23 protein-coding genes and 1 pseudogene are annotated in these 22,322 nt (G+C 50.8%); 22 read left to right on the plus strand and 2 right to left on the minus strand.

Features of this window, described 5'->3' with window-relative positions:
* Positions 1-10: 10 nt before the first annotated feature.
* Positions 11-817: a helix-turn-helix transcriptional regulator gene (locus tag ABCW45_RS14135; RefSeq protein ID WP_006573790.1), complete on the minus strand. Its 807-nt coding sequence runs from the start codon at positions 815-817 to the stop codon at positions 11-13.
* Positions 818-1,301: 484 nt separating this feature from the next.
* Between ABCW45_RS14135 and ABCW45_RS14140 the strand changes: the two genes are divergently transcribed.
* From ABCW45_RS14140 to ABCW45_RS14170, 7 genes are all read left to right on the plus strand, one after another.
* Positions 1,302-1,490: a hypothetical protein gene (locus ABCW45_RS14140; RefSeq protein WP_005927683.1), complete on the plus strand. Its 189-nt coding sequence runs from the start codon at positions 1,302-1,304 to the stop codon at positions 1,488-1,490.
* Positions 1,487-1,828 (plus strand): DeoR family transcriptional regulator, encoded by a 342-nt coding sequence (locus tag ABCW45_RS14145; protein ID WP_005927681.1) that lies wholly within the window; start codon positions 1,487-1,489, stop codon positions 1,826-1,828. The genes ABCW45_RS14140 and ABCW45_RS14145 overlap by 4 nt, the downstream gene beginning before the upstream one ends.
* The gene (locus tag ABCW45_RS14150; RefSeq protein WP_005927679.1) at positions 1,821-2,117 is read left to right on the plus strand and encodes a DUF3847 domain-containing protein; all 297 of its coding nucleotides are present in this window, start codon (positions 1,821-1,823) and stop codon (positions 2,115-2,117) included. The genes ABCW45_RS14145 and ABCW45_RS14150 overlap by 8 nt, the downstream gene beginning before the upstream one ends.
* Before the next feature lie 299 nt (positions 2,118-2,416).
* Positions 2,417-2,560 (plus strand): hypothetical protein, encoded by a 144-nt coding sequence (locus ABCW45_RS14155; RefSeq protein ID WP_009274458.1) that lies wholly within the window; start codon positions 2,417-2,419, stop codon positions 2,558-2,560.
* A gap of 187 nt (positions 2,561-2,747) precedes the next feature.
* On the plus strand, positions 2,748-4,328 hold the full coding sequence (mobQ, locus tag ABCW45_RS14160; protein WP_343221044.1) for a MobQ family relaxase: 1,581 nt from the start codon (positions 2,748-2,750) through the stop codon (positions 4,326-4,328).
* Between the two features lie 63 nt (positions 4,329-4,391).
* Positions 4,392-5,036 carry a CHC2 zinc finger domain-containing protein gene (locus ABCW45_RS14165; RefSeq protein ID WP_343221045.1) on the plus strand — a complete coding sequence of 215 codons (645 nt, stop codon included), beginning with the start codon at positions 4,392-4,394 and terminating at the stop codon, positions 5,034-5,036.
* Positions 5,014-6,342 (plus strand): virulence-associated E family protein, encoded by a 1,329-nt coding sequence (locus tag ABCW45_RS14170; protein ID WP_343221051.1) that lies wholly within the window; start codon positions 5,014-5,016, stop codon positions 6,340-6,342. Before ABCW45_RS14165 ends, ABCW45_RS14170 begins: the two co-directional genes overlap by 23 nt.
* A gap of 28 nt (positions 6,343-6,370) precedes the next feature.
* On the opposite strand, the gene ABCW45_RS14175 is transcribed toward ABCW45_RS14170, so the two are convergent.
* Entirely contained in the window at positions 6,371-6,610 is a 240-nt protein-coding gene (locus ABCW45_RS14175) for a tweety protein (RefSeq protein ID WP_343221046.1), read from the minus strand.
* Here ABCW45_RS14175 and ABCW45_RS14180 point away from each other — a divergent pair.
* The 15 genes and pseudogenes from ABCW45_RS14180 (at position 6,584) to ABCW45_RS14250 (ending at position 22,322) form a co-directional block, all read left to right on the plus strand.
* Positions 6,584-6,781: a hypothetical protein gene (locus ABCW45_RS14180; RefSeq protein WP_055270759.1), complete on the plus strand. Its 198-nt coding sequence runs from the start codon at positions 6,584-6,586 to the stop codon at positions 6,779-6,781. The two genes, ABCW45_RS14175 and ABCW45_RS14180, sit on opposite strands and share 27 nt — an antisense overlap.
* On the plus strand, positions 6,782-8,452 hold the full coding sequence (locus ABCW45_RS14185) for a recombinase family protein (protein WP_119623914.1): 1,671 nt from the start codon (positions 6,782-6,784) through the stop codon (positions 8,450-8,452).
* Between the two features lie 89 nt (positions 8,453-8,541).
* Positions 8,542-8,628 (plus strand): annotated as a pseudogene (locus ABCW45_RS14190) (Maff2 family mobile element protein); the annotation flags it as partial.
* Between the two features lie 69 nt (positions 8,629-8,697).
* Positions 8,698-9,567: a VirB6/TrbL-like conjugal transfer protein, CD1112 family gene (locus ABCW45_RS14195; protein WP_002592890.1), complete on the plus strand. Its 870-nt coding sequence runs from the start codon at positions 8,698-8,700 to the stop codon at positions 9,565-9,567.
* A 13-nt stretch (positions 9,568-9,580) separates the two neighbouring features.
* Positions 9,581-10,126 (plus strand): MT-A70 family methyltransferase, encoded by a 546-nt coding sequence (locus ABCW45_RS14200; RefSeq protein WP_117451368.1) that lies wholly within the window; start codon positions 9,581-9,583, stop codon positions 10,124-10,126.
* 14 nt (positions 10,127-10,140) lie between these two features.
* Positions 10,141-10,596: a PrgI family protein gene (locus ABCW45_RS14205; RefSeq protein WP_002589059.1), complete on the plus strand. Its 456-nt coding sequence runs from the start codon at positions 10,141-10,143 to the stop codon at positions 10,594-10,596.
* Positions 10,553-12,952 (plus strand): VirB4-like conjugal transfer ATPase, CD1110 family, encoded by a 2,400-nt coding sequence (locus ABCW45_RS14210; protein WP_117451380.1) that lies wholly within the window; start codon positions 10,553-10,555, stop codon positions 12,950-12,952. Before ABCW45_RS14205 ends, ABCW45_RS14210 begins: the two co-directional genes overlap by 44 nt.
* A 2-nt stretch (positions 12,953-12,954) precedes the next feature.
* Entirely contained in the window at positions 12,955-13,329 is a 375-nt protein-coding gene (locus ABCW45_RS14215; protein WP_002569211.1) for a DUF3851 family protein, read from the plus strand.
* On the plus strand, positions 13,322-15,031 hold the full coding sequence (locus tag ABCW45_RS14220; protein ID WP_343221047.1) for a CHAP domain-containing protein: 1,710 nt from the start codon (positions 13,322-13,324) through the stop codon (positions 15,029-15,031). Before ABCW45_RS14215 ends, ABCW45_RS14220 begins: the two co-directional genes overlap by 8 nt.
* A gap of 29 nt (positions 15,032-15,060) precedes the next feature.
* On the plus strand, positions 15,061-15,312 hold the full coding sequence (locus tag ABCW45_RS14225; protein WP_006059582.1) for a DUF4315 family protein: 252 nt from the start codon (positions 15,061-15,063) through the stop codon (positions 15,310-15,312).
* Positions 15,302-16,054, plus strand: coding sequence for a DUF4366 domain-containing protein (locus ABCW45_RS14230; RefSeq protein WP_110441751.1), 753 nt, complete (start codon positions 15,302-15,304; stop codon positions 16,052-16,054). The genes ABCW45_RS14225 and ABCW45_RS14230 overlap by 11 nt, the downstream gene beginning before the upstream one ends.
* A gap of 148 nt (positions 16,055-16,202) precedes the next feature.
* The gene (locus ABCW45_RS14235; RefSeq protein WP_002589131.1) at positions 16,203-16,910 is read left to right on the plus strand and encodes a hypothetical protein; all 708 of its coding nucleotides are present in this window, start codon (positions 16,203-16,205) and stop codon (positions 16,908-16,910) included.
* Positions 16,891-18,990 (plus strand): type IA DNA topoisomerase, encoded by a 2,100-nt coding sequence (locus tag ABCW45_RS14240; RefSeq protein WP_034567039.1) that lies wholly within the window; start codon positions 16,891-16,893, stop codon positions 18,988-18,990. Before ABCW45_RS14235 ends, ABCW45_RS14240 begins: the two co-directional genes overlap by 20 nt.
* The gene (locus ABCW45_RS14245; RefSeq protein WP_006059586.1) at positions 18,987-19,265 is read left to right on the plus strand and encodes a hypothetical protein; all 279 of its coding nucleotides are present in this window, start codon (positions 18,987-18,989) and stop codon (positions 19,263-19,265) included. The genes ABCW45_RS14240 and ABCW45_RS14245 overlap by 4 nt, the downstream gene beginning before the upstream one ends.
* Positions 19,266-19,271: 6 nt before the next feature.
* Positions 19,272-22,322: an LPD28 domain-containing protein gene (locus tag ABCW45_RS14250; protein ID WP_343221048.1), complete on the plus strand. Its 3,051-nt coding sequence runs from the start codon at positions 19,272-19,274 to the stop codon at positions 22,320-22,322.

The raw sequence follows: 22,322 nt of genomic DNA on the forward strand, positions 1-22,322 counted from the left end.
CGGTTTTTCTTTATCGTTTTTTCCTCTGGCTGATAGGCGTTCCCATTTTCTTTGATTTTTTGAGAATCCGAATCAGCCAGCGAAATTCTTCATCTGACAGATTTTTATAGTTGATACCAAGCTGCTTACAGTAAAGGACAACCAGCTTTTCATCACGGCTGCCCTTGAAATTTTCAACCGCTTCCAGATTTTCTTTCAGTTCATCGGCAACGGTGGTCTGAGGTGCACTCTCGCTGTCCTTTTTATGGGCTTCCCGAATATCCCGGATAATCAGGTTGAGGTCATCCCGTACCATGTGACTGAAATATTCATCATCACTGATATGGGCGGCTTGCAACACTTTCAAATGGGGGTCATCTTCGCCGGGGCGATACCGTTCAATGATTTCATGCCGGACGGTATCGACAAGGGCGTTGAGGTTTTGAATCTGCATGGTGGCAATCCCATCCACATAAATCTCAATGTCCGCAAGAAACTTGATAAAGTCCTTATGGGTGGCAAGTTCGCACAGCAGACGGTTGTTAATCCGACCGCTTTTCAGAAGTGCTACCATCTCATCACTCAAATGCAGCTCCCTTAATGGCGTGTTGATCTCCGCCCGGTTCTCTGTCCGGCAAAAGAGATAATCGAGGGACACCCCATAAAAATCTGCCAGCAGGATAAGGTTGCCATGATTGATTTCCTTATAGTCGTCTTTTTCATAACTGCCAAGAGCCGATTTTGAAATACCCGTTTGCTCAGCCAGTTCTTCCAGTTTTAATCCTTTGTTTAATCGTAAATCTTTTAGCCGTTCCTGTATTGTAGTAGCTCCGTTCATTGAAGCAGTTCCCCCTTTCTAACGACATTTATAACCGTTGAATTGATTATACCATATCAATTCCGCAATCGTGGAAATTTCTGATTTTTACCCCGAATTCCTACTTTGTGGACATACGGCACAGGGCACAAAAATGTTCTATGATACAGGTAGTTCATCGATGGATTATTCCAATCGAATGACCAGCCTGTGTGGGATATGCTTCCCCGGCGATGTAGCGTCATGACTTTTGGCAGGGATATGGAGGAACCCTGACCAAAACGAGCGTACCAAAGGGAGCGATACGCCGCTGTGAGATTCAGGGGAGGAACGACACCGGGGAGAACTGGCGAACTGACACCGAAATGATACCGAAACACAACAATCTGATAGGGGGACAGTCTACCCTATCGCTGATACTTCGGGAGATTTTAAGCGGCTCTATGGCTGTAATTTTACCGAAAATCGCCCCGAAACCATACACTAAAACGGGAGGAAGCGCAATATGCCGAGAATGAGCAAAAAGAGGAAGTATGAGCTTTCCTTTTACCTCAATGACCGGGGGCGTGTCACTTACAACGAATTATGCCGGAAATGCCAGCATGGGTGCAAGCAGAGCTTCCGGGCGGTTGTGATTGACTGCCCCTGTTATTTATCCAAACGAGCAAAGAAAAAGGAGGAACACACAGAATGAATTTTGAATTTATGACGATAGACACACCATTGCCGCCCTGTATGCCTTTTCCCAGAGCGTTGACAGGATTTCCAGTCAGCAGCACCGCAAAGGTCATGTACTGCCGGATGCTGGACGCTATGCTCTCCAAAGGGCAGGAGGACGAGAACGGAATCCTCTTTGTCTGCTTCCCTGTCACAGCCATTGCCGCAGTCCTGTCCCGCAGCTCCATGACGGTCAAGCGTTCTCTGAATGAACTGGAAACTGCCGGACTTATCATGCGGGTGCGTCAGGGCATTGGAGAACCAAACAGGATTTATGTGCTGATACCGGGAAAGGAGGACGCTGCCCTTGCCTGATACATCAAAGCTGGAAAAACTCAATCGGGAGTTGGAAAAAAGCGAAAAGAAACTGCGGAAAGCCATCAATGATGAAAAGGCATTGCAGCATCAGCTGAAGCAGCTTACCCGAAAAGAACGAACGCACCGGCTCTGTACACGTGGCGGTATGCTGGAAAGTTTTCTGCAAGAACCGGAACGCCTGACAGATGATGATGTCATGCTGTTGTTGAAACTCATTTTTCACAGACAGGACACGCAGGAACTATTGAAAAAACTGCTGGAACGGGAGATGCCGGAACCCCCTTAGTTTACTAAGGGCGCAATTATACACCACCCAGAGGTTGGTGCATTGCGTTCTCCGAAGGCTCCTCGCCGGAGGGCTGTGATTTTCCGCAGTCATGGTCTGCTCCAAATCATACAGGGGACGCTACGCTTCCCCTGCGCTGGCTGCCGCCAGCTACCCTTTTGTGGACTTGCCATCTGGGGACACCTTGCGTTGCAAGCTGTTCCCAGCCGACAAGTTTCATAAAATATGCTATCTTTTCGATAGCCAATGAAGTATAATGAAGATGACAACAAATCGGCATTTGTAAAGGAGGATTTACAATGAAGAAAATTGGATTAGGTATTGCGATACTACTCTTTGCCATTATAATTTCTCTTTGCTCATCAGGAATGGGGCTGCTCGTTATCGGAATTGGGATTGTAGGATTGATTTTTTCAATCATAGGATTTATAGAACGCAAGTAAAATAACTTCCAGTTTGTCAGCTTCACATCGGGTCAACTTGCCCCGAACTTTTACAATTAAATACCCGCCGCCCACATAGCGGCACACCGAGCAGGAAATCTGAAAAAGGTCTCCTGCTTTTTTTCTGCCCAAAATGAGGTGGTAAAACGCCACCCCGTCCACCAATTAGCGAAAGGAGGGACACGAAATGCCCTGTCCACACAACGAAATCACGATTGTTCAGCGCAGCCAGCGGCAGTCTGCGGTTGCCGCCGCTGCTTACCAGAGTGGCGAAAAGCTGTTCTGTGAATACGACCAGCAAGTGAAGCACTACCCGGAAAAGCGTGGTATCGTCCACAATGAGATTCTGCTCCCAGCAAATGCCCCGCCGGAGTATGCAGACCGTAATACCTTATGGAACGCCGCCGAAGCTGTGGAAAAACAATGGAACTCCCAGCTTGCAAGGAGGTGGGTGCTTACCATCCCAAGAGAGATACCACCCGACCAGTATGCTGTCCTTGTCCGGGAGTTTTGTGAGCAGCAGTTTGTTTCCAAAGGCATGATTGCTGATTTTGCAATCCATGACCCCCATCCGCCGGGACACAATCCCCACGCCCATGTCATGCTCACTATGAGGGCAATGGACGAACATGGAAAATGGCTTCCCAAGAGCCGCAAGGTTTATGACCTTGACGAAAACGGGGAACGGATAAAACTTCCGTCCGGCAGATGGAAAAGCCACAAGGAGGATACGGTGGATTGGAACGACCAGAAGTATTGCGAAATCTGGCGGCATGAATGGGAGGTCATCCAGAACCGCTATCTGGAAGCCAATGACCGCCCAGAGCGTGTGGACTTGCGTTCCTATGCCAGACAGGGGCTTGATATAGTCCCCACTGTCCATGAGGGGACTGCTGTCCGGCAGATGGAAAAGCGGGGTATCCAGACGAACATCGGCAACCTGAACCGGGACATCAGAGCCGCCAACCGCCTGATGAAGTCTATCCGGCAGCTCATTCAAAACCTCAAAGGCTGGATTACCGAGCTGGGAGAAAAACGAAAAGAACTGCTTGCACAAAAGGCGGCGGAGGAAGCGACACTTCTTCCCAATCTGCTGATGAAGTATATGGAGATACGAAAGGAAGAACGGAAGGACTGGACAAGGGCTGGACAGAACCGGGGGACTTCACAGGACTTAAAGGCAGTCAGCGAAGCCCTGTCCTATCTCCGGCAAAAGGGGCTTTCCACTGTGGAGGACTTAGAAGCATTTCTGGAATCTTCCGGGAAATCAGCCGCCGATTACCGCAATCAGATGAAGCCAAAGGAAGCCCGCAGCAAAGTGATTGACGGGATTCTTGCCAGCCGGACAGACTGCAAGGAATGTAAGCCTGTCTATGAGAAGTACCAGAAGATATTTTTCAAGAAAACAAAGGAGAAATTCAAACAGGAACACCCGGAGGTTGCCCGGTATGCGAAAGCCGCCGCCTACCTTGCCAAGCACCCAGACGATAAGGACAGCACCCAAAAGGAGCTGCAAGAGGAGCAGGAAACGCTTCACAGCGAAATCGCAGAACTGAAAGTACCGCTGACCGAGGTACAGGCTGATTTGAAGAAGCTGCGGGATATCCGTTACTGGGTACGGAAAGCCACCCCCGGCACAGAGGAAAGCAAAGAACCGCCCAAGAAGCAGCCCATCAAGGAAGTCTTACAGGATAAAGCAGACGAGAAAAAACCACAAAGAACCGCCCCGGTACAGGCGAAACACCGACAACAGGATATGGAACTTTAACAGGCACTTGCCATTTTCAATCAGAGAATGTCAGGTGCTTTTTCTTTTTTAGGAGGGATAGATTTGAATGTATTTGAAGCTGTGAAGCAGTCCGTCACAACAAGACAGGCTGCAGAGCATTATGGAATCCGTATAGGTCGGAACGGGATGGCTTGCTGCCCGTTCCATCATGATAAAACCCCAAGTATGAAGCTGGATCGGCGTTACCACTGCTTCGGCTGCGGTGCGGATGGGGATGTGATTGATTTTACCGCCGCCCTGTATGGGCTGGGAAAGAAAGAAGCCGCCGTACAACTGGCACAGGACTTTGGAATTTCCTATGAGGACTGGAAACCGCCGGGAAAGGTAAAAAAGCCCAAGCCCCGGCAGAAATCCCCGGAGGAACAGTTTCAGGAAGCAAAGAACCGCTGCTCCCGTATCCTTGCCGATTATCTCCACCTGCTTAGGGCATGGAGAAAGGATTATGTCCCGCACTCCCCGGAGGAAGCCTTTCATCCCCGGTTTGTGGAAGCCTTACAGAAGCAAGCCCAAGTGGAATATCTGCTGGATGTGCTGCTGTTCGGGGAGACAGAGGAAAAAGCGGCTTTGATTACGGACTACGGAAAGGATGTGATACAGCTTGAACAACGAATGGCAGAGTTTGCAGCCGCAGACGCAGCAAGAACTAAAAAACACCTTGAACGCCATGCAGCCGCCACAGAGCGTTGAGGAAATCAAGGCGGGGCTGGAAACTACCGAGAAAGGCGGTGTCCGTCAGAGCATACGGAACTGCCTGACCGTATTCCAGCGTGACCCTCTGCTTTCCGGGGCTATCGCATACAACATCCTGACCGACCGCAAGGACATCATAAAGCCCATCGGCTTCCACAGAGAAAGCACCGCCCTGAATGATACGGACATGAAGTATCTGCTTCTTTATCTGGAAGAAACCTATGGGCTTACCAATGAGAAAAAGATTGATAATGCCATCGGGATTGTGGCGAATGAAAACAAGTACCATCCCATCCGGGACTATCTCAATACTCTTGTGTGGGATGGGACAGAGCGAATTCGTTTCTGCCTGCGGCACTTTCTGGGGGCTGACGCAGACGATTACACCTATGAAGCGTTGAAGCTGTTCCTGCTGGGTGCAATCTCACGAGCCTTTCAGCCGGGGTGCAAATTTGAAATCATGCTCTGTCTGGTAGGCGGTCAGGGGGCTGGCAAGTCCACCTTCTTCCGTCTGCTGGCAGTCCGGGACGAGTGGTTCTCCGATGATTTGCGGAAGCTGGACGATGACAATGTGTACCGCAAGCTGCAAGGTCACTGGATTATCGAAATGTCGGAAATGATGGCAACCGCCAATGCCAAGAGCATTGAGGAAATCAAGTCGTTTTTAAGCCGGCAGAAAGAGGTTTACAAGATACCCTATGAAACCCACCCGGCAGACCGCCCCCGTCAGTGCGTGTTTGGCGGCACTTCCAATGCCCTGGACTTCCTGCCCCTTGACCGTTCCGGCAACCGCCGCTTTATCCCCGTCATGGTGTACCCGGAGCAAGCCGAGGTTCACATTTTGGAGGACGAAGCTGCTTCCAGAGCCTATATCGAGCAGATGTGGGCGGAAGCGATGGAGATTTACCGAAGCGGCAGGTTCAAGCTGGCTTTCAGCCCCGCCATGCAGCGGTATCTCAAAGAACACCAGCGGGATTTTATGCCGGAGGACACCAAAGCCGGGATGATACAGGCGTATCTTGATAAGTACACCGGGAGCATGGTCTGCTCCAAGCAGCTCTACAAGGAAGCCTTGAACCATGCCTTTGACGAGCCGAAGCAATGGGAAATCCGGGAAATCAACGAGATTATGAATCAGTGCATTGACCGCTGGCGGTACTTCCCGAACCCAAGAATGTTTTCCGAATATGGCAGACAAAAGGGCTGGGAGCGAGAAAACCCGGCAACGGACTCCGGCAACCCGTCTGAAAAAACGATGGACGGTTTTGTGGAGGTCACAGAACAGATGGAGCTTCCATTCTGAAAATGACCACCCGTTGCACCCCCTGTTGCTATCCCGTTGCCGAGCCGGTTGTCGGGGAAAACCCCTTATTTCCGGGCTTTTCTCCCTTATAACAACCAAAACAACAGAAAAATAAAAGAAAAGTATAAATAGTAACCACCGCCAGATTGAGATTGTTTGCAAGGTCTTTTGAAGCCCGTTGCCGGACTTCGTTGCCGACACCCTCTGTCTGGCTATTTTCATGTATGGAGGATAACTGCCTATGGCAAAAAACAAAACAGAGATTCATGTGACCACTGTATTTGACGGGGAGCTGGATGCAACCGATGTGTTCGTCAGCCTGATTTCCCAGAAATACGGAAAGACAAATACGAAAGAATATCTTGCTAAAAAGAAAGATATGAGCTATAATGAAGATGAGGTTCAAAAGAGCCAGATACCGTCTGGATTGTGTGGGTAAATGGCTATGATGAACGAAATGGAATACAGAACAATCGGTTCGGCACTTGCCGGGGGCTATCGTGCGGCGGTCTATTGCAGGCTGTCAAAGGACGATGACCTGCAAGGCGAAAGTGCCAGTATCGCAAACCAGCGTGATATGCTGGAAAAATACTGCGAAAAGCAGGGATGGGAGGTTGTGGCAGTCTATCAGGACGATGGCTTCACAGGTCTTAACATGGAGCGTCCTGATTTACAGAGAATGTTGAGAGCCATTGAGCGCAGGCAGATCAACCTTGTCATCACGAAAGACCTCAGCCGTCTGGGGCGTAACTATCTGCAAACCGGGCATTTGATTGAGGACTTTTTCCCAAGGAACGGTGTCCGCTATATCGCCATGAATGACGGAATCGACACCCTGCGGGATAACAACGATATTGCCCCATTCAAGAATATCCTGAACGAGATGTACAGCAAGGATATTTCCAAGAAAGTCCATTCCTCTTATCTTCTGAAAGCGCAGAAAGGACAGTTTACCGGGTGTCTTGCCCCGTTTGGATATCGGAAAGACCCAGAGGACAAAAACCATCTGCTCATTGACGAGGAAACCGCCCCGATTGTGCGGCTGATTTTCGGATATGCCCTGAACGGTCATGGTCCGAACTATATCCGCAGACGGCTGGAGGAAGAAAAAATCCCCTGCCCCACATGGTGGAACCGGGAACGGGGGCTTCGCAATACCCGCACCAAATGGGAAAAGAAAGACCCGGAAAACGGGCGGTATATGTGGGACTTCTCCGTTATCAAAGACCTTTTGATGAATCCCGTCTACACCGGGGCGATTGCTTCCCAGAAAAAGGACTACCGTTTCAAAATCGGCACGATTGGGGAAAAGAAGCCGGAGGACTGGATTGTGGTGGAGGGGCAGCATGAACCGCTGATTGACCGCATGAGCTTTGACATTGTGCAGAACAAGCTGAAATCCCGCCAGCGTCCGGGGCAGACTAATGAAATCAGCCTGTTTGCCGGACTGTTAAAATGCGGCGAGTGTGGGAAGTCGCTGACGGTACGCTACACAAACGCAAAACATCCCCAGCAGATTTATTCCTGCAAGACCTACAATGCCTTTGGAAAGAACCACTGCACCCAGCACCGGATTGACTATGACACCCTTTACAGCCATGTGCTGCGGAAAATCCGGGAATGTGCCAGAGCTGCCCTGATGGACGGGGAAGCGGTTGCCGACCGCCTGACCAATACCTGTGAAGCCGAGCAGCGTGAACAGCGGGAAGCAATGGAACGCTCCCTTACAAGGGACGAGGAACGGATTGAGGTTCTGGACAAAATGGTCATGCGGCTTTATGAGGATATGATTGCAGGGCGTATCAGTGAGCAGAATTTCAACACCATGCTGGAAAAGACACAGACCGAGCAGACGGAGCTTAAAACAAAAGTGTCCGAGGGCAGAAAGCGGCTGTCCGATGAAGTCCAGCTTGCCAATGACGCAAAACAATGGGTGGAAGCCATTCAGGAATACGCCAACATCACAGAGCTGGACGCAGCTACCCTTAACCGCTTAATCAAAGAAATCGTCGTGCATGAGCGCATTGACGAAGATAAAACAAGACACATTTCTATCGAAATTCATTTTAATCTCAAACCCATCCCGGAGGTGGAACAGGTCACTGCCTGACCTGTCCCGCCGGGACGGTTCTCTTAAAAACACCATATAGATTTTTGTACGCCGCCGCCCGCCATCGAGCAGAGTTTTACACCTAATTGGGGATAAAACAGCTCATGGCCGGTGCTGGTGTAGCCGTGGTAGGCATGGTCCTTGTACCTCTGCTCTCCGGGCTTTTCTCTGTCTAAGCGTCCCTGCATGAAATCCTTGCCGCTCCCGCAGTTTTGCGGGGGCGGCGGAAAGGAGGTTGACACCGTATGGATTTCTTACTTGAAGCCCTGACAAATTGGCTGAAAGAAATGCTGGTGGGCGGTATTATGAGCAACCTTTCGGGGATGTTTGACAGCGTAAACCAACAAGTCGCGGATATATCCGTACAGGTAGGCCAGACCCCACAGGGATGGAATGGCAGTATTTTCAGCATGATTGAGAACCTGTCAAACTCCATTATGGTGCCGATTGCAGGCGTGATCCTGGCTATCGTGATGACCGTAGACCTGATCCAGATGATCGCAGACAAGAACAACCTGCATGATGTGGACACCTGGATGATTTTTAAGTGGGTGTTCAAATCAGCCGCCGCCATCCTCATTGTCACAAACACATGGAATATCGTGATGGGCGTCTTTGATATGGCTCAGAGCGTAGTAGCGCAGGCAGCAGGGATCATCGGTTCGGATGCGTCCATTGACATTTCCTCAGTTATGACCGATCTGGAACCGAGGCTGATGGAAATGGATCTGGGACCGCTGTTCGGGCTTTGGTTCCAATCCCTCTTTATTGGCATTACTATGTGGGCGTTATATATCTGTATCTTTATCGTTATTTATGGCCGTATGATCGAAATCTACCTTGTGACTTCGGTGGCTCCCGTTCCAATGGCTGCAATGATGGGTAAAGAATGGGGCGGTATGGGACAGAATTACCTCCGATCCCTGCTGGCGCTGGGCTTTCAGGCGTTTCTCATTATCGTCTGCGTGGCAATTTATGCTGTGCTGGTGCAGAACATCGCTCTGGAAGATGACATCATCATGGCAATCTGGAGCTGCGTGGGCTACACCGTACTGCTGTGCTTTACGCTGTTCAAAACCGGCAGTCTCGCAAAATCAGTCTTTCAGGCGCACTAAAGGAGGGTTCTGTATGAAAAAATATCAAATCATTTACGCAGACCCGCCATGGAACTACAAAGTATATTCCAAGAAAGGATTGGGACGCAGTGCAGAAAGTCACTATCCGACCATGAGTATCGAGGATATTTGTGCGCTGCCAGTAGGCAACTTGGCGGATAAAGACTGTGCCTTGTTTTTATGGGTCACGATTCCATGTTTACTGGAATGTCTCTCAGTTCTGAAGGCATGGGGATTTACCTATAAAACCGTCGGCTTTGTTTGGGTAAAGCAAAATCGAAAGGCAGATAGCTTGTTCTGGGGAATGGGATATTGGACGCGCTCCAATGTGGAACTTTGTATCCTCGCAACGAAAGGACATCCCAAGCGTATAAACGCAGCTGTTCATCAGGTCATTGTCTCTCACATTGAAGAACATTCAAAAAAACCGCAGGAAGCCAGAGAACGCATTGTCTCATTGATGGGTGATCTCCCGCGCATAGAACTGTTTGCTCGTCAATCCACACCCGGTTGGGATGTGTGGGGAAATGAAGTGGACAGCTCTATTTCATTCCCATAAAGGAGGTGGATAATATGGCTTATGTACCCGTACCCAAAGATTTAACCAAAGTCAAAACCAAGGTCATGTTCAATCTGACACGAAGGCAGCTGGTCTGCTTTACCGCCGGGGCGCTTGTAGGTGTACCGCTGTTCTTGTGGCTCCGTGAGCCTGCGGGAAACAGCATGGCTGCCATGTGTATGATGCTGGTCATGATGCCCTTCTTCCTGCTGGCAATGTATGAAAAGCATGGACAGCCCCTGGAAAAGATCGTCGGCAACATCCTCAAAGTAGCTGTGATCCGTCCCAAGCAGCGTCCCTACCAGACCAATAACTTTTATGCCGTATTAAAGCGGCAGGAAATGCTCGATAAGGAGGTGTATGACATTGTTCACCGCAATGAAAAGCTGGCTGCGCCGTCTGCTGGGAAAACCGGAAGAAAAGACCGTGCATCCGGTAAAGACAAAGAAAAAGCTGTCCCGCGCCGATAAGAAGCAGATCGAAGCGGCCATTGCCCGCGCCAACCGCACGGACAAAAAAGGAAAATCGGCACAGGACAGTATCCCCTATGAACGAATGTGGCCGGACGGGATCTGCCGCGTATCGGACAGCCACTACACAAAGACCATTCAGTTTCAGGACATCAACTATCAGCTCTCCCAAAATGAAGATAAGACCGCGATCTTTGAGGGCTGGTGTGATTTCCTCAATTATTTCGACAGCTCGATTCACTTCCAGCTGTCTTTTTTGAACCTTGCGGCATCGGAGGAGACCTTTGCCAACTCCATTTCCATTCCGCCCCAGGGGGATGCCTTTGACAGTATCCGTGAGGAATATACCACGATGCTGCAAAATCAGCTGGTCAGAGGCAACAACGGTCTCATCAAGACCAAATACCTGACCTTTGGTATCAACGCTGACAGCATCAAAGCCGCCAAGCCCCGTCTGGAGCGTATTGAGACCGATATACTCAATAACTTCAAGCGTCTTGGTGTAGCCGCCAGAACATTGGACGGTAAGGAAAGGCTTTCCCAGCTTCATGCGGTATTCCACATGGATGAACAGCTCCCGTTTCAGTTTGAATGGGACTGGCTGGCTCCTTCCGGCCTGTCCACGAAAGATTTTATTGCACCAAGCTCCTTTGAGTTCCGCACCGGCAAGCAGTTCCGTATGGGCAAGAAATACGGGGCTGTTTCTTTTTTGCAGATTTTAGCCCCAGAGCTGAATGACCGTCTGCTGGCTGATTTTCTGGATATGGAAAGCTCTCTCATTGTGAGTATGCACATTCAGTCGGTGGATCAGGTGAAAGCCATCAAAACGGTAAAGCGTAAGATTACCGATCTGGACCGCAGTAAGATTGAGGAACAGAAAAAAGCAGTCCGCGCCGGATACGACATGGACATCATTCCTTCTGACCTTGCCACCTACGGCAGCGAAGCGAAAAAGCTGTTGCAGGATTTGCAGAGCCGAAACGAGAGAATGTTCCTGGTCTCCTTTTTGGTGCTGAACACAGCGGACACCCCCCGTCAGCTTGGCAACAACATCTTTCAGGCAGGCTCTATTGCCCAGAAGTATAACTGCCAGCTGACCAAACTGGACTTCCAGCAGGAAGAAGGGCTGATGAGCTGTTTGCCCCTGGGACTCAATCAGATCGAGATTCAGCGAGGGCTGACCACCAGTTCTACGGCTATCTTTGTACCATTCACCACACAGGAATTATTCCAGAACGGCAAGGAAGCCCTGTACTACGGCATCAATGCCCTGTCCAACAACCTCATCATGGTGGATAGAAAGCTGCTGAAAAACCCCAACGGCTTGATTTTGGGTACGCCGGGTTCCGGTAAGTCTTTCAGCGCCAAGCGTGAGATTGCCAACTGCTTTTTGCTTACCAATGATGATGTCATCATCTGTGACCCGGAAGCGGAGTACGCACCTCTGGTGGATCGTCTGCATGGGCAGGTCATCAAGATCTCGCCTACCTCAACCAACTACATCAATCCGATGGATCTGAACCTGGACTATTCGGATGATGAAAGCCCGCTGTCCCTCAAGTCTGACTTTATCCTCAGCTTGTGTGAGCTGATCGTGGGCGGTAAGGACGGATTGCAGCCGGTGCAGAAAACCATCATCGACCGTTGTGTGCGTCTGGTCTATCAGACCTACCTCAATGACCCGCGCCCGGAGAATATGCCCATACTGGAGGACCTATATAACCTGCTCCGTTCACAGGAGGAAAAGGAAGCCCAGTATATCGCCACGGCCCTTGAAATCTATGTAACCGGCTCCCTCAATGTGTTCAATCACCAGAGCAATGTGGACATCAATAACCGCATTGTCTGCTATGACATTAAGGAGCTGGGCAAGCAACTCAAGAAAATCGGTATGTTGGTGGTCCAGGATCAGGTGTGGAACCGCGTTACCATTAACCGCGCTGCCCACAAGTCCACCCGTTATTACATCGACGAGATGCACCTGCTTTTGAAGGAGGAGCAGACCGCCGCTTATACGGTGGAAATCTGGAAGCGATTCCGCAAATGGGGCGGTATTCCGACAGGTATCACCCAGAATGTCAAAGACCTTTTGAGCAGCCGCGAGGTGGAGAACATCTTTGAAAACTCCGACTTCGTGTATATGCTCAACCAGGCAGGCGGAGACCGTCAGATTCTCGCCAAGCAGCTGGGCATTTCCACGCACCAGCTTAGCTATGTGACCCACTCCGGTGAGGGCGAGGGCCTGCTGTTCTATGGCTCCACCATCCTGCCCTTCGTTGACCACTTCCCGAAGAATACTGAGCTTTACCGCATTATGACCACCAAACCCCAGGAACTGAAAAAGGAGGATGAATAACTATGAAACAGAATATTTGCGAACTTGATACCATGATTTTTTTCCGTGAGGCATTGGAGGCTCACGAATTCATGTTGCTTCCGGTAATGGCCTCCGCTGTTGTTGAGTGTCGTACCGCTGACAAAGAACTCAAAACCTTGAATGAGGATGGTGAAATTGGTCTTGCCCGTCTCTTTTCGATTTGGGCGAATATGATGTGTGCCCCTGGTGCAGCAACCATTGTAGGGTGCAGACCTATCACAATGCTCTCTGAGATTCTGGCGCAAGTCCATGCGTATCTCACCGTGCATCCGCTATATGATCCGGAAGGTTTGGCCCTCTATGTGGAGCTGCACCACATGATGGATGCTATCCTAATGGGTGATTGGTTTGAATAAAGAGCCGCGCCTGCGCTTTACTGATGAGGAACGGGCTGACCCTGCACTGGAAAAGCCGATCTGCAAAACGGAGAAAGCTACGGCCAGAGCAGATAAGGCGCAGGCCAATATTCCAAAGAAAAAAGTCAGACAGACGGTCATTGACCCGGACACCGGGAAAAAGACCTCGAAGCTGACCTTTGAGGACAAGAAAAAACCACCTTCCAAACTTTCTCAAGGGGTTAAGGAAGCTCCCGTCCATCTGGTCGCGGGCAAGTTTCACAAAGAGATCCGGGAAACAGAACAGGACAATGTGGGCGTGGAAAGCGCCCACAAGTCCGAGGAGGCGGTGGAGACCAGCGCTTATCTGGTGCGGGAGGGCTATCGCAGCCACAAGCTGAAGCCGTACCGCAAAGCAGCCCAGGCCGAGCAGAAGCTGGAAAAGGCAAATGTAAATGCCCTGTACCAGAAGTCCCTACGGGAAAATCCTCAGTTTACCAGCAACCCTCTCTCCCGCTGGCAGCAAAAACAGAGTATCAAAAAGCAGTATGCCGTCGCCAAGCGCACCGGTCAGACTGCCGGAAATACCGCCCAGGCTGCGTCCAAAACCGGAAAAGCCGCAAGGACGGTAAAAGAAAAGGCACAGCAGGCAGGGGCATTCGTCATGCGCCACAAGAAGGGCTTCCTGATGGCAGGGGTTTTTTTCCTCATCGCCTGTATGCTGATGAATACCATGTCCTCCTGCTCTATGATGGCACAGAGTATTGGTTCTGTAATTTCCGGCACTACCTATCCATCGGATGACCCGGAAATGCTGGCGGTGGAGGCAGATTATGCAGACAGAGAAGCTCGGTTGCAGGAGAAAATCGACAACATCGAAAGCAGCCACCCAGGGTATGACGAGTATCGCTATAACCTTGGCATGATCGGCCATGACCCCCATGAGCTTGCGGCGTTTCTCTCTGCTGTCTTGCAGGGCTATACACGCCACAGCGCACAGGCAGAGCTGGAGCGTGTGTTTGATGCACAGTATCAGCTCACGCTGAGAGAAGAAATTCAGATTCGCACTTACACTGACGAAGATGGGGATGAGCATGAATATGAATATCGTATTCTCCATGTAACTTTAACAAGCCGTTCCATTGCCTCTCTTGCGCCAGAACTACTGACTCCGGAGCAGATGGAGATGTACCAGGTCTACCGACAGACTATGGGCAATAAGCCGCTGTTGTTTGGTGGCGGTTCTCCCGATACAGGTGTTTCTGAAGATTTGACTGGTGTTGAATTTATCAATGGCACCCGCCCCGGCAATCCGCAGCTGGTGGAACTGGCGAAAAGTCAGGTGGGCAATGTGGGAGGACAACCTTATTGGAGCTGGTACGGCTTTGACTCCCGTGTGGAATGGTGTGCCTGCTTTGTATCATGGTGCTATGGTCAATCCGGTCGAACGGAACCACGCTTTGCTGGTTGTCAGTCTCAGGGTGTTCCGTGGTTCCAGTCTCATGGACAGTGGGGCGCACGAGGATATGAAAACATCGCCCCCGGTGATGCCATTTTCTTCGATTGGGATCTGGATGGTTCCGCAGACCATGTGGGAATTGTTGTCGGCACCGATGGCAGCCGTGTTTATACCGTGGAGGGAAATTCCGGCGATGCCTGCAAGATCAAAAGTTATGACCTGAATTATCAGAGTATCAAGGGCTACGGCCTGATGAACTGGTAACAGAGATTTTTTAGAAGGAGTGATAGACGATGGCAAAGAACAAAATTGAACGCATTGACCAGGAGATTACTAAGGTCCGCGAGAAGATCGCAGAGTATCAGGAAAAGCTCAAGGCACTGGAGACACAGAAAACCGAGGCAGAAAATCTGGAGATCGTCCAGATGGTGCGCGCACTGCGTATGACCCCGGCTCAGCTGAGCGCCATGCTGTCCGGAGGCACAGTTCCCGGCAGTTTGGCTGATGACAACAACGAACAGGAGGAAAACAGCTATGAGGAATAAACGATTGCTCCGAACACTTTCCGCCATTTGCCTGACGCTGGTTCTGGCATTGGGCTTTACCGTTCCCGCTTTTGCCCAGGGCGCAGCTCCGCCCCCGGCAGAGGATACCACCAATGACAGCAATGTGGTGGTGGAAGAAACGGAAAAAGCACCTCCGCTGACCCCGGATGGCAACGCCGCTCTGGTGGATGATTTTGGTGGCAACAAGCAGCTCATTACCGTTACCACCAAGGCAGGCAACTATTTTTATATCCTGATCGACAGGGCCAACGAGGATAAAAAGACTGCTGTTCACTTTCTGAACCAGGTGGATGAAGCGGACCTGATGGCACTGATGGAAGATGGAAATGCCAAAGAGGAGCCGCCAGCTGTGTGCAGCTGCACGAAGAAATGTGAAGCAGGGGCAGTTAATACGGCCTGCCCGGTCTGTGTAACTGATAAGAGTAAATGTACGGGAAAAGCACCGGAACCTCCGGCAGAAACACCGGAGCCGGAAAAAGAGAAGCCTGCCGGACTGAACCCGGCTGCCCTGATCCTTCTGCTGGCTCTGCTGGGCGGCGGTGGCGTATTTGCCTACTTGAAGCTCGTTAAGAATAAGCCTAAGACCAAGGGCAATGACAGTCTGGACGATTATGATTATGGTGAGGAAGATTCCGAGGAATGGGAAACCGAAGATGAGGAAGTCCTTGAGGATGGTTTTGAGGGTTCTGACCCTAATGAGGAACGCGATAGAGCAGATTGAACCATTTGAGCGTAGCGTATTTCAAATCATTGCGGGATAAGGGACAGAGGACAGGGAGAAATTCCTGTCCTCTGCTGCTCTACTCACTCTCTTACTGTAAATCCACACCCAAAATCAGCACATGGTCAAAAAAAAGGAGGACCTCACAATGAACACATGGAACTGGTTATTACACTTTCTGATTATTTTTGATCTGGTCGCCTTCGGAATTTACTTTGGAGGAGACATTCTTTTCACTGCTATCAGCAAAGTTCAAAAAAAGTCAAAGAAGGACGATGACTTGGATCTTTATGATTTTGAAATTGAGACCGCACCCCAAAAGCGCTCTTTATGTGTGGACTCAATCCGAATGCTTTATTCTGGTGAGATAGATGAATTTGTGGAAAAGGAACTGTTGCCTGATGCAGCGGAGACCATGAACGCTTTATCTGAAGCTGAAAAAACAGCAGTTAGCCTGTTACTAAAAGCTTATATCGGTTTTTTGAGCGAAGAAGCAACGGTAGATGAACAAAGTTTTCCCATGGTTAAGGAACTGTTGTCTTATACACAGGGCAGCAAAGAAGATGGTGAAAAAGATGCCATAGATTGTCTGATGGAAGATACGGTCAGCAGAACCCACAGACATCGAGAATATTACAACAATTATCAACGCTATCAACTGATGCAGGTGGATAAAGAGCGTGTGATTATGGCCTGCAATATCATAATCAATGATTTGATTGGCAGGTTGTACCGATATGATTATCGCTTTGGCTATGACATTACACTTGCCTCAGAACACAGCATTGCAAAAAAACTGTCTGATAATTGGCAGAATGAATGGGAGGTTGAAGATTATGAAGCTGGTGATTGCTGAAAAACCATCGGTTGCACAAAGTCTGTCGGCGGTGATTGGTGCAACCGCCCGTAAGGACGGGTATCTGGAGGGAAACGGCTGGCGTGTCAGCTGGTGCGTGGGCCATCTGGCCGGGCTTGCAGATGCAGACAGCTATGACCCCAAGTATGCCAAGTGGCGATATGATGACCTGCCTATTCTGCCGGAGCATTGGCAGATGGTGGTGGGAAAGGATAAGAAAAAGCAGTTTGATATTCTCAAAAAGCTGATGAATGCCCCGGATGTGACGGAGGTGGTAAACGCTTGCGATGCCGGACGCGAGGGCGAGCTGATCTTCCGCAGTGTCTATGAGCTGGCAGGCTGCCAAAAGCCGATGAAAAGGCTTTGGATTTCTTCGATGGAGGACTCCGCCATCAGGGAGGGCTTTGCAAACCTCCGCCCCGGTGCGGACTATGACGGACTTCGGGATGCTGCTCTCTGTCGTGCCAAGGCCGACTGGCTGGTGGGGATCAATGCCACAAGGCTTTTTTCCGTGCTGTACCACCGCACCCTCAACATCGGGCGCGTGATGTCCCCTACGCTGGCACTCATTGTCCAGCGAGAAGCTGAGATCGACACCTTTAAGCCGGTTCCCTTTTATACCGTGGCACTGGAGCTACCCGGTCTTACCGTATCCGGGGAGCGCATGGCGGATAAGGCCGCTGCCGAGCAGCTGAAAGAAGTCTGCCAGGGTGCAGCCGTCACGATCAAAAAGGTGGAGTGCAAGGAAAAGTCCGAAAAGCCGCCCGCCCTCTATGACCTGACTACTCTGCAAAGAGATGCCAACCGCTTGCTTGGATTTACAGCCCAGCAGACCCTGGACTATCTGCAAAGCCTGTATGAAAAGAAGCTCTGCACCTATCCCCGTACTGACAGCCGCTATCTGACCGGTGATATGGCAGACAGCCTGCCGGTGCTGGTCAATCTGGTTGCCAATGCTATGCCGTTTCGCAAAGGGATCGCCATTACCTGTGATCCGCAGCCAGTCATCAACGATAAGAAAGTAACCGACCACCACGCAGTAATCCCTACCAGAAATCTCAAGGATGCAGACCTTTCTGCCCTTCCTGCGGGAGAAAAAGCGGTGCTGGAGCTGGTGGCCCTGCGTCTGCTGTGTGCCGTAGCCCAGCCCCATATCTATTCGGAAACCGTTGTGATTGCCGACTGTGCCGGTGGGGAGTTTACCGCCAAAGGAAAAACAGTGAAGCACCCCGGATGGAAAGCACTGGAGGACGCTTACCGTGCCAAAATGAAGGATGCGGAGCCAAAAAAAGAGGGCGCAGAGAAAGCCCTGCCGGAGCTGACCGAAGGACAGACCCTTTCGGTTTCTGCGGCAATCGTCAAAGAAGGCAAAAGCAGTCCGCCCCAGCACTTTACGGAGGACACCCTATTGTCCGCGATGGAGACTGCCGGAAAAGAAGATATGCCGGAGGATGCCGAACGAAAAGGTCTGGGGACACCGGCCACCCGTGCCGGTATTTTGGAAAAGCTGGTATCTGCCGGTTTTCTGGAACGAAAAAAGAGCAGGAAAACGGTGCAGCTTCTCCCTTCCCACGATGCAGTTTCCCTTATCACCGTTCTGCCGGAACAGCTGCAATCGCCGCTTTTGACTGCCGAGTGGGAGTACCGCCTGGGCGAGATCGAGCGCGGGCAGCTTGCCCCGGAGGAGTTTTTGGACGGGATCAGCACCATGTTGGGAGACCTGGTGGGGACTTATCAGGTCATCAAGGGAACCGAGTACCTGTTCTCCCCGCCCCGTGAGGTGGTAGGCAAATGCCCCCGCTGCGGCGGTGAAGTTGCAGAACTGCAAAAAGGCTTCTTCTGTCAGAATGATTCTTGCAAATTTGCAATCTGGAAAAATAACAAATGGTGGGCTGCCAAGAAAAAACAGCCGACCAAGGCTGTGGTGTCTGCACTGCTGAAAGATGGCCGTGTCCGTGTAACGGGCCTATATTCGGAGAAAACCGGCAAGACCTACGATGCCACTGTGGTTTTGGAGGACGATGGACAGTACGCCAACTTCAAGCTGGAATTTGACCAGCGGAAAGGAGGCAGCCGATGAAGCTCTCTTTAGCGGAACGGGAAACCATTCTCCTCTATAACCAGGCAGAACCAATGGCTGAGGTCTACACCCACGATCCCCGTTTGATGGAGAAGCTGGAACTGCTGGCAAAAAAGCACCCCGACCAGATCACCCGAAAGGACGCCCATAACTTTACCGTCCCCAAGCGGTGTGTATCAGTCAGGGAGCCATACAGCGCCGAGCGTCGCAAAGCTGCCAGTGAGCGTGCGAAAGCTGCCGGATACCAGCCCCCTGTGAGAAAGTCCAGCAGTTAAAGGCACATGGCAGAGAATGTATTTGAAGCAGTCAAGCAGTCGGTCAGCACCAGAGAAGCGGCAGCGTTTTATGGGATCGAGGTCAAACGAAATGGTATGGCCTGCTGTCCCTTTCACGATGATAAGAACCCCAGCATGAAGGTAGATCAGCGGTTCCACTGCTTTGGCTGCGGTGCAGATGGGGATGTGATCGACTTTACCGCAAAGCTCTTTGACCTCTCCCCAAAAGAAGCGGCGGAGAAACTGGCACAGGACTTTGGCCTGATCTATGACAGTCAGGCCCCTCCCCGCAGGAGGTATGTCCGGCAGAAAACCGAGGCACAAAAGTTTCGGGAGGACCGGCAGCAGTGTTATCGCGTACTGTCCGATTACTACTATCTGCTGAAAAAATGGGAGGCCGACCATTCTCCCCGGACACCGGAGGAGAAACCGCACCCCCGCTTTGTGGAAGCAATCCATAAGAAAATCTATGTGGAGTACCTGCTGGATCTTTTTCTTTATGAAAGTGAAGAAGAACAAAAGGCATGGATTGCAGAACACACAGCAGAAATCACACACTTGGAAAGGAGATTGAAAATCATGGCTGAGAACAAACCCACCAACCGAGAGCGGCTAAGGGAAATCACAGACGGCATCGAGCAGGGCATCAAGGAACTGTTTGAGAGTGAAAAGTATATGCGCTATCTGTCCGTTATGTCCCGCTTCCACCGCTATTCGGTAAACAACACCATGCTCATCTATATGCAGAAGCCGGACGCCACTTTGGTAGCCGGATACAATAAGTGGAAAGACCAGTTTGAGCGTCATGTTAAAAAGGGCGAGCATGGCATTACCATCATCGCCCCCACACCGTACAAGAAGAAAATCGAGGAGCAGAAACTGGACCCGGATACCAAGGCTCCGATTTTGGATAAAGACGGAAAGATCATCACAGAGGAAAAAGAAATCGAGATCCCCATGTTTCGCCCGGTCAAGGTCTTTGATGTGAGCCAGACCGATGGGAAACCTTTGCCGGAGCTTGCCTCCTCCCTTTCCGGCAATGTGCCCAATTATGAGGCATTCATGGAGGCCCTGCGCCGCAGTGCGCCGATGCCGATCACTTTTGAAGCAATGGCCGCCGATACGGACGGCTATTTTTCTGCCGATCATCAGAAAATCGCCATTCGTCAGGGCATGAGCGAGGTGCAGACGGTTTCGGCCACGGTTCACGAGATTGCCCACAGCAAGCTCCACAATCAGAAAAAGATTCAGATTGCCAATGACGAGCAATATCAGGAGATCGAGCTGTTTGATAAACCCGGTCTGTTCTCCAATGGGCGGATTGTCCGTGATAATCTGCCGGAGGGCGTTTATTGCTATGACCTGCGCGGTTCTGACTACGACCCCGGAGAGCCGGTCTGTGTAGAAGAACGAGTGGTTGTAAACCATGCAGGTTCCGTTCTGCTGACAGATCCGCTGGAGCTGGCGGAAAATGGACGCCTGATGCTGACCGAGGAAGAAGGACTGAATTTTGTTGGCGGCTTTTCTACTCTCGCCCAGTTTTTGCAGGAACAGAAGAAAGACCGTCACACGGAAGAAGTAGAGGCTGAAAGCATCTCCTATGCAGTCTGCAAATATTTTGGCATTGAAACCGGAGAAAACAGCTTCGGCTATATTGCCAGCTGGAGTCAGGGCAAGGAACTGAAAGAGCTGAGAGCCAGTTTGGAGACCATCAATAAGACCTCCGGCACTTTGATCTCTGACATTGAGCGCCACTATAAGGAAATCTGCAAAGAGCGTGGAATTGACCCCAATGCAAAAAAAGAGCCGGAAATGGCGGTTCTTGATGCGGAGGCAAACCAGCAGGAGGCTTTGTTTCTAATTGACGATGCCACCTATCTTCATATTCAGCCCTGTGACAGCGGCTGGGACTACACCCTTTACGATGCCGCGTCCATGAAAGAGCTGGATGGCGGTCAGCTGGATATGCCGGAGCTTTCCCGCATGAAGGCAGTTCTCCAGATTTGTGATGACAACGATCTGGACAGCACTTCACTTAGACACGCTCCCCTGTCTATGATCGAGACCTTGCAGGAAGCGGCCTATCAGCAGATGCAGGCAGAGGCAAGTCAGATGACCGCTTCTGCCCAGCTGCCGGAAGCGCAGGAGCAGGCACTGGATGAATACCCCATGCCGGATGAGCAGGTATCCACACCGGATATGCAGGAATATGGCTACTCCTATGATGGGATGCTCCCTGTTACCAGAGAACGGGCGCTGGAACTGGATGCCGCCGGTTTGACCGTCTATGTGCTGCATGAGGACAATACGGAGAGCATGGTGTTTGACCCGCAGGAAATCATGGATCATGGCGGTCTTTTCGGTGTGGACCATGAGGAATGGGAGAAAAGCCCTCAGTTCCACGAAAAGGTCATGGAGCGTCAGGAACATCAGCAGGAACGCGAACAGGCATTTCTCTCCCAGAACAGAGATTGCTTTGCCATCTATCAGGTAAGTCGTGACGATCCGCAGAATGTGCGCTTTATGAATCTGGACTGGTTAAAGTCCCATGACATTTCCATAGACCGCAGCAATTATGACCTCATTTACACAGCTCCTCTGAGGGAGTCTGGCACTGTGCCGGAGCAGCTGGAAAAACTCTATCAGCAATTCAATCTGGAAAAGCCCGTGGACTTTCACAGTCCCTCCATGAGCGTCAGCGACATCGTTGCAATCAGGCAGGACGGTAAGGTATCCTGTCATTACTGTGACAGCGTTGGTTTTACCCAGATCCCCGGATTCCTACCAGAAAACCCGCTGAAAAATGCGGAAATGGCCCTGGAGGACGATTACGGCATGATCGACGGTATCATCAACAATGGCGCAAAAGAACCCACGGTGGCAGAGCTGGAACAGCAGGCCCGAAGCGGTCAGCCCATTTCCCTGATGGAGTTGGCAGCCGCCACCCATCGGGAGGAACGGGAAAAGAAAAAGTCCGTCATGGAGCAGCTGAAAGGCCAGCCCAAGACAGAACACAAAAAGACAGCACCCAAGAAGAGTGCGGAAAGGGAGATTTGA

The sequence above is a fragment of the Pilosibacter fragilis genome (assembly GCF_032490495.1).
GTDB lineage: Bacteria > Bacillota > Clostridia > Lachnospirales > Lachnospiraceae > Pilosibacter > Pilosibacter fragilis.

Coding starts and splice junctions, on each gene's coding strand:
- ABCW45_RS14145 (WP_005927681.1), top strand. CDS start 1,487: ATGAATTTTGAATTTATGACGATAGACACACCATTGCCGCCCTGTATG.
- ABCW45_RS14200 (WP_117451368.1), top strand. CDS start 9,581: ATGAAAAAATATCAAATCATTTACGCAGACCCGCCATGGAACTACAAA.
- ABCW45_RS14245 (WP_006059586.1), top strand. CDS start 18,987: ATGAAGCTCTCTTTAGCGGAACGGGAAACCATTCTCCTCTATAACCAG.
- ABCW45_RS14250 (WP_343221048.1), top strand. CDS start 19,272: ATGGCAGAGAATGTATTTGAAGCAGTCAAGCAGTCGGTCAGCACCAGA.
- ABCW45_RS14135 (WP_006573790.1), bottom strand. CDS start 817: ATGAACGGAGCTACTACAATACAGGAACGGCTAAAAGATTTACGATTA.
- ABCW45_RS14180 (WP_055270759.1), top strand. CDS start 6,584: ATGGCAAAAAACAAAACAGAGATTCATGTGACCACTGTATTTGACGGG.
- ABCW45_RS14185 (WP_119623914.1), top strand. CDS start 6,782: ATGGCTATGATGAACGAAATGGAATACAGAACAATCGGTTCGGCACTT.
- ABCW45_RS14195 (WP_002592890.1), top strand. CDS start 8,698: ATGGATTTCTTACTTGAAGCCCTGACAAATTGGCTGAAAGAAATGCTG.
- ABCW45_RS14215 (WP_002569211.1), top strand. CDS start 12,955: ATGAAACAGAATATTTGCGAACTTGATACCATGATTTTTTTCCGTGAG.
- ABCW45_RS14140 (WP_005927683.1), top strand. CDS start 1,302: ATGCCGAGAATGAGCAAAAAGAGGAAGTATGAGCTTTCCTTTTACCTC.
- ABCW45_RS14170 (WP_343221051.1), top strand. CDS start 5,014: ATGCAGCCGCCACAGAGCGTTGAGGAAATCAAGGCGGGGCTGGAAACT.
- ABCW45_RS14205 (WP_002589059.1), top strand. CDS start 10,141: ATGGCTTATGTACCCGTACCCAAAGATTTAACCAAAGTCAAAACCAAG.
- ABCW45_RS14235 (WP_002589131.1), top strand. CDS start 16,203: ATGAACACATGGAACTGGTTATTACACTTTCTGATTATTTTTGATCTG.
- ABCW45_RS14230 (WP_110441751.1), top strand. CDS start 15,302: ATGAGGAATAAACGATTGCTCCGAACACTTTCCGCCATTTGCCTGACG.
- ABCW45_RS14175 (WP_343221046.1), bottom strand. CDS start 6,610: ATGAATCTCTGTTTTGTTTTTTGCCATAGGCAGTTATCCTCCATACAT.
- ABCW45_RS14155 (WP_009274458.1), top strand. CDS start 2,417: ATGAAGAAAATTGGATTAGGTATTGCGATACTACTCTTTGCCATTATA.
- ABCW45_RS14240 (WP_034567039.1), top strand. CDS start 16,891: ATGAAGCTGGTGATTGCTGAAAAACCATCGGTTGCACAAAGTCTGTCG.
- mobQ (WP_343221044.1), top strand. CDS start 2,748: ATGCCCTGTCCACACAACGAAATCACGATTGTTCAGCGCAGCCAGCGG.
- ABCW45_RS14225 (WP_006059582.1), top strand. CDS start 15,061: ATGGCAAAGAACAAAATTGAACGCATTGACCAGGAGATTACTAAGGTC.